Here is a 7166-nt window from a genome sequence, read left to right as displayed (position 1 = left end):
AGTTGGGTAAGTCGGCGGGGGTCGTCACATCGGTCCAGTGGTCCCACGCCACGCCTGCCGGATTTGGTGGGGCCCATAATCGGGAGCGCGATAACTACGCGGAGATCGCCCGGGAAATGCTGGCGGCTCCCTATCTGCAGGTCATCATGGGGGCAGGCCATCCGGAGTATGATAACAACGGCCAAAGGAAGTCGGGCGAGGCCACTGACAAAGATTGCCGTTACGTGGGCGGACTGGCCGAGTGGCTGTCGCTTACAGCAGGTAGGCATCCCGGGGGATGGACGCTCATTCAAACCAAGGAGCAGTTCGAAAAACTGACCCAGGGATCTACTCCTGCCAAGGTTGTGGGGACAGCCCAGGTGGCCACGACTCTTCAACAGGCTCGGGGAGGTCTCCTGGGAATCGTGGTTCGTAACGAGCCGTTCGCCACTCCCTTCAACGATAACGTGCCGACCCTGGCCACGATGGCCGTGGGAGCCATCAATGTCCTCGATAACAACCCGCAGGGATTTTACCTGATGATCGAAGGTGGGGCGGTGGACTGGGCCAACCATGCCAATCAGCTCCATCGGATGATCGAAGAACAGAGCGACTTCCTGGCCGCTGTGGAAGCAGTTGTCGACTGGATCGAGAAAAACAGTTCCTGGGATGAGACACTGCTGATTCTGACGGCGGATCACGAATGTGGGCTGCTCTGGGGACCCAATTCCGACAAGACGCCGTTTGATCCTGTCCGCGACCAGGGTCCTGGTAAGATGCCGGCCGCGCGGTACAACTCGACCGGCCATACCAATTCGCTGGTGCCTCTTTATGCCCGTGGTGCGGGTGCCGATTCGTTCCGGAAACTCATCCGCGGCAAAGATCCGCGGGCTGCCGAAGCGTGGGGCATCTCGGGCGAATTCGTGGACAACACGGACATTTTCCGCGTGAGTCGGGCGGTCCTGACCGGCCAGAATCTCGCCCCGTGACATGGTTTTCCGCTTCGCTTCTGTGGCCTCTCGGGAGATGCTGAGATGAAGTGGACACGCCGTCGATTCCTGCAAGCGGCTGGTTTCATGGCGGGCGGCGTTGCGAGCGGTGTGGGCCGATGGAGGGTGCCTGCCGGCTCGCTGGCGGGAGTATCCGTTCCACCTGATGTTGAGAAGATCCCCATCGTGGACACCCACCAGCATCTGTGGGATCTGTCGCGACTTCGTCTCCCGTGGCTGGCCGGGGACAGCCGGCTCAACCGCGATTATCTGCTCCGCGACTATCTGCAGGCCGTGGCCGGGCTGCCCGTCGTGAAAGCCGTGTATATGGAGGTGGCCGTTGTCGATGAAGACGTTGTAAAAGAAGCGGAGTGGATCATCGACATCTGTCACAGGGGCGAAGGTCCGACTGTGGCCGCTGTCATCGGGGGCCGCCCTGCCAGCGAGGAGTTTACCGCCTATCTTGCCCGGTTCCGTGGCAACCCGGTTGTCAAGGGAGTGCGATGGATTCCGCCCGCGAGCAAACTCGGCCACAAGCTGTACTTCAGTCCTCAGATGCGTGCGAATTTACGGCTTCTGGGGGAGTGGGGAATGCGTTTCGACATCTGCATTCCGCCTGACTGGCTGGCCGATGCCGTGGAAATTGTGGACGCCTGCCCGGAAACCCGGTTCGTCCTCGACCACTGTGGCAACGCCGACCCCCAGCAGTTTGGGCGATGGGGCAAAGAACGGGGCGAAGAAGCCGCTCGGTATGTGGAACGGTGGAAACGGGGGATCGACACCCTGGCCGCCCGGCAGAACGTGGTGTGCAAAATCTCCGGGATTATCGCCCGCGTCAAACCGGACGACTGGGGCCCTGAAGACCTGGCTCCCATTGTGAACCACTGTCTGGCGGCGTTCGGTCCTGACCGAGTCATGTTTGCGGGGGATTGGCCGGTCTGCACGAAGGGGGCCTCGCTGCGCGAATGGATTCTGGCCCTTCACCAGATTGTGGCCGATCGTCCGTTGGAAGAGCGGGGGAAGCTCTTCCACGACAATGCCGTCCGCTTCTACCAGTTAGGCTGATGCGGTCTCAGAACGCCTGGGATGCTTCCACTCCTTTGCGATTCTCGCGGTACATCCGTTGCAGATTTTCGATCTGCTGCTGCTGGAAGAGTTGATTGCTTTCTCGAAGCCCTCGCAGCAGTTCGTCTTCCGGTCGACGGCGTGGCAGTTCGCCCGGTTTGCCTGCCGCTCCCGGGACCGGCGCTCCCTGGGGAGCCTGGGCGGCTGGGAGAGCCTCCGGCAGAAGTTCGACTTTTCCGCGGTAGAAGGCATACTTGTCACCCTGGTAGCGGGCAATCACTGTGACCGTTCCGCGGATGCCGTCGGCCACAAACACGCCACGTAAATCGGTTTCGCCGGAGACGAAGTCCCCGTTGCGGCTGCCGATGACTTTCACTTCCACACCTTTCACGAAGTTGCCGGAACTATCCTTGATGGTCACCCGCACACGACCGGAGGCCGCGTCTTCCTGCACTTCCAGGGTCAGCGGAGAGACGACAACCATCCCGCTGGTGTAGAAGGACTCGCCACGGCAGACGACCAAGTAGGCCCCTTCTTTCTGGAAGGGCAACTTCAGCTCGCGTTCCCGATCGCGGTAGTCCCGGCCGTCACCGAGAGCAAGCGTTTCTTCGTGCTCCGGTCGGATGCCCGCCAGATTGATTTCCGTGATCCCGGCGAGATCCCGCTTGAGCAGGGCGAATTTGAACAGGTCCACGCGGTACGCCCGCACTTCACACGTGGCCAGGTTGCGGAAATGAAGGGGTACTGTGACCGGTTGGCCGGGTGGGATGGTGGTCACCTCGGGAATCTCGATGGCCTTGCGGGTGAAGTACTCGATGGCCTCTCTGGCATCCGAGAATCGCTGGGCAACCATGCCGTAATACTGGATCGCCTGCGCGGGTTGCCCGAGACTGTGGTAAATCTGGCCCAGGATGTAGAGGGCCTGCCACTTGTTGGGACTTTCCACGGTTCGCCCGGTGGCGGGATCCGTTCGCTGCGTTTCGGCGACCTTCTTGCACATTTCGATAGCCTGCTGATATTGCCCCATCGCGTACTGGCAATAGCCGATCATGTACCAGAAGCTGTCCACGAGAGGACTCTTGGGGTAGCGCTGGGCGTATCGGGCGGCGGAAGCGGCGGCCTGTTCGTAGAAGCGGCCGTCCAGAAGGGCATTGGCTGCGGCAAAGGCCGCCTGATCGGCCGCCGGATCCTCCGGGAATGCCGTCAAGAAGCGGTCAAGCATTTCCCACGCCAGATGGATCAGGTGGATGCGGTTGATCCGCGCCTTGCGGAGCCGAGGATCGTCTTCCCCTGACTTGGCGTAAATCCGCTGAGCCAGGGCATACCGAGCGGCCGCCGTGTACGGTTCGGGCGGATATTCCGCAAGGAGCCGGTTCATCACCTCCACGCTGCGGAGAAACTCCTTCTGATCATCGAGGAACCCCGCCACATTGCTGTCGGCGACAAACCGGCTTTCCAGGGTGGCGCGGAAGATGAGAAAACTTCGCTCATATTCACCCATCCGCTCGTAACAGGCGGCGATTTTGAGAATTTTATCGAACGGGATTTCGAAATCCGGCCATTTGACTTTGAGGATTTCGAAATACTGAACCACCTCGTGCGGCTTGTCGAGTTGCAGGGAGATGTCCACCATCATCGCAGCCAGTTCTTTGAGGACCTCGTCCCGCACCCGCCAATTTGGACTCGTCAGGAGCTGACCAAGATACTTTTCCGCCTCCTGCCAGTTCTGCTTGCCGAAGGCCATCTTCCCCAGTTCGTACATTTCCTGGGGCGACAGGACGTACTGATCCTTGCTGGGACTTCCCGGTGGAAGGACTTCGAGCTTCATGTTTCCTTCGGAAGATCGCCCGGGACGAATGACCCCGTAACTTGCGGGATCATCGGCGTCCCGCACAACCACGGCGTCGAGGTCGTATTTGCCCGGCACCAATCCCACGATGCGGAAACTGAACGAGACGCCGACCGCAGGATCCCGCCGATCGACGTAGAAGACGACTTCTCCCGGCCGGATTTCATAACGTTCGGATGTTGTCTGGATGGACTGCGGCACCACGGCCGCCCCGCCGGGGATTGGTACGCTGACGATGAGCTGGGTGATCTGATTGCTCTTTTGATCCCAACCGGGGAAGACATCCACCGATACAATCGCCTGCTTGCCTACGGGAAGCTGACTGACGGTATTCACGGGCATCGACCAGCCTGGTTTGGGGATCACCGGTGCAACCCCTGCCGGAATCTCACGTCCCTCCACCTCCAGCGGTGCTGCCCGGAGTATGTAACGGTAGGGGGTTTCCCGCGCCTGGGCCATGGGGACGAAGTGGCTGGCGAGGCACTGGTAGGTGTAACGGGCTCGTCCTTCCACACGAAACTGAATCCGCTGTTTTCCTTTTGCGAGAAATTTTGGCGGAACCAGCACCGACTGCGTCGCCGACTGCGGATCGAGGGAAAGGCTGGCTACCTGAAAATCGTTGACGAACACCGTGATCCGGCAGCTTTCATTCTGAAATCCCTGGTTGGCGAACCACTGGGTGAGGGCGAAGGCGGCCGGGCCGGTGGCCCGATCGGGAATCCATCGGTTTCCCACACGGTGCGCCATCAGCCAATCGATCTGCCGCGGCAATTCAGGGGATTGGGGTAGAACGGCTTCCAGAGCGAGGGCGTACAACGCGTGGGCCTCGGCCGGGGAAAGAGTCCCCCAGGCAACCCGATCCTGCGGTTTCCCTTCAGCCAGGACGGCAGGGTCAATCAAGTGGAGCACTTCCTCCGCCATTGGCTTTCGATCCATGGCAGCCAGGGCCAACGTCAGGTACAGTTTGCCTTCCAGGGAGAGATTCTGTCTTTCCCGATGGAGCCGGTTGAGGAGAGCAAAATCGGCCTGTTTTTGCTGGGCCAGCGCATGGACGAGGACCGCGCGGATTTCGTTATCCTCGGCCGGTGCGCGGGTGATGGCCTGGTTGAGAAAGGCGGTCGCACGATCCATGGTGGGTTGGGCAACTCCGTAGCCTGCCGCACGCGCCAGGCACAGGGCCCAGAAAGCCCGAGCAGACGTCCGCGGATCGGAAGCCACTTTTCTTCGGGCTCGTTCTTCAGGCAGCAGACACCCAATCCAGGCCCATCCGCCGTCCTCCTGCTGGCTGGCCACCAACCCGGCAATGGCGGAACGGATCCGCGCATCGATGACCGGCATCATGGAAACGTCCTGCGGAGCCACTTTGCGGAGATAATTCTGGACGACCACCGCCGTCATCAATTCCGCCACCAGCTTTTCCGCAGGAGATGAGGTTTCGATGAGTGCCAATCTCATCTGTTGGGGTGAACCCGTCACAAGGTCGAGCAGGCTTCGGTCGATGCTCGGTCCAACAAGGATTTCCATCAACCAGGGCGAACTTTCCGGGATATCCGGCAATTCCAGCCAGGTGGTGGTGTCCCCAGTTGCCGACCCACCGCTTGTCAGATACTCCATCACGCCCTGCGGTTGCAATGGGATGGACTGTGTGGTGCTGTCCAGCACCTCTTGGGATGTCGGGTCGAGGACTGCCAGATGGAATTCCACACTCTGCCGCAGGAGTTCTTCCACCTGCTCGGGTTTCTCGGCCGCCTTGAGGGCTTCGTACCATTCGGCGGGCATCGCTACTGGTACGGTGAACGTCACCGATGCAGGCCCCTTTTGCTGGAAGTTGACCCGCCGCGTATCGGTGGTGCGACGGGCACCGACGACCCGCGTCAGCGCGACTTCCACGGTGCCTGAGTCAAAACGGCCGTTGTGGAGCACGACGGGAATATCGGCTGTATCACCCAGCCGCAACACCCCGGGCCATTTGATCTCGGTGAAGAAATCCTTCTTAGCCTGGATGGTGATATCGTCTTCACCCACCAGGGTATCGACGGTGATCCCCTGGGCGATGAGTCGCCATGTGGTGGCCCGATCGGGAAGGGGAATCGTGAGGGTGGCTTTGCCGTCCGGCCCCGTTTCCACGGCAGGGTCCCAGAAAGCGGTTTCTGCGGCGGACGACAGCGGATAAAGCAGCGATCCTTCCTTGTTGAGCCGCTCGGCGAGTGCCGCCAGATCAACCTTCCGCAATTGCGAGGGGCCCAGCCATTCCAGTCGTCCTCGGGCATCCAGGACCAGGAATTCTTGTGTCGAAGCGGCACTAACTTGCTGGAGATTGCCCTGCGTAGGAGTGAGGAATCGGCCCGCCATTCCGGCTCTTTCTTCCACCACGCCCGCAAAGAATTTATCCATCGCCTGCTTCAGTTGCCGCTCGCCTGCCGCGTTGGCAGCGGCAGATTTCTCCATCCTTCCTTCAATCTTCTGTTCTGACTGAGCCAACTCGCCGTTTGTTGGCCTACCGCGGCGGGCGCGGGTATCGGCCTTCTTGGCCATTTCGACCTCGGCCAGCGGCTCGTTTGCGGTTCTCCCCAATGCCTCCGCTTCCGGGATGGCTGATTGCTCCGCCAGTTCCGCCGCATCCCTTGGGACTCCAGCGAAGCCGCCTAGCGGACCGCCCGCGGGCCCCAGGGCCAGTCGCGTGGCCGCCTCATCCGCTTCGAGCTGTTCCCGTTCTTCTTCAGCAAGCAAGAGTCTGTCGATGGGACGGGTGATTGGCTGATAACGGAACTCAATCGTGCTGAGCGTCCGAAATGCCCCCTCACGCATCTCGCCGCGGAACCATTCCACCAGCGACGGCCCACGGCCGAAACGCTCCAGCAGAAGCGATTCCACCAGGGCCACACTGATCTGAGCAGGGATCGGTCGTCCCTGGGCATCGGTGGTGGTCAGTGTGACTTCCAACTCGTCGCCGGGGCTGGGTGTTTGCTTTGCGGGTTGGCCCTTGATCTTCCATTCCACCTTCACCCGCAGGTCGCGCTCGACGTCAAATCCGCTCACGGCTTCGAAAAACCGTCGTGGTGGAGGCGTCACATCGGCCACCGCGTCATCCGAGTCACCCGATGGTCCTCCCACGAGAGCGCGATCATCCCGGATATCGCGCATGACGGCCACGCTCAAATCAAATCGTGGCGCCATTTCAGCCGAAATTGGAATTTCCAGTTCGTTGTCACCCGTCTTCAAAGGCACGAGCCGATGCCCCAGAATGTGCGCCCCCTGGAAACACACGACTCCCAGGGTTGGTT

Annotated in this window: 3 protein-coding genes; 2 read left to right on the top strand and 1 reads right to left on the bottom strand. The window is 60.8% G+C overall.

The window, feature by feature from the left end:
- Both H5U08_RS07100 and H5U08_RS07095 read left to right on the top strand, forming a co-directional pair.
- Positions 1-968: alkaline phosphatase (locus H5U08_RS07100; RefSeq protein ID WP_297031639.1), on the top strand; the 968-nt coding region annotated here is incomplete at its 5' end.
- Between the two features lie 45 nt (positions 969-1013).
- Positions 1014-2033, top strand: coding sequence for an amidohydrolase family protein (locus H5U08_RS07095; protein ID WP_297031637.1), 1020 nt, complete (start codon positions 1014-1016; stop codon positions 2031-2033).
- Between the two features lie 7 nt (positions 2034-2040).
- On the opposite strand, the gene H5U08_RS07090 is transcribed toward H5U08_RS07095, so the two are convergent.
- A complete protein-coding gene (locus H5U08_RS07090) occupies positions 2041-7149 on the bottom strand; it encodes an alpha-2-macroglobulin family protein (protein WP_297031635.1) in 5109 nt (1702 codons plus the stop codon).
- Positions 7150-7166 lie beyond the last annotated feature (17 nt).

The organism is Thermogutta sp. (assembly GCF_014359955.1).
Classification (GTDB): Bacteria; Planctomycetota; Planctomycetia; order Pirellulales; family Thermoguttaceae; genus Thermogutta.
The sequence above is the reverse complement of the archived record's forward strand: the minus strand, read 5'-3'. Positions and strand labels throughout refer to the sequence as shown.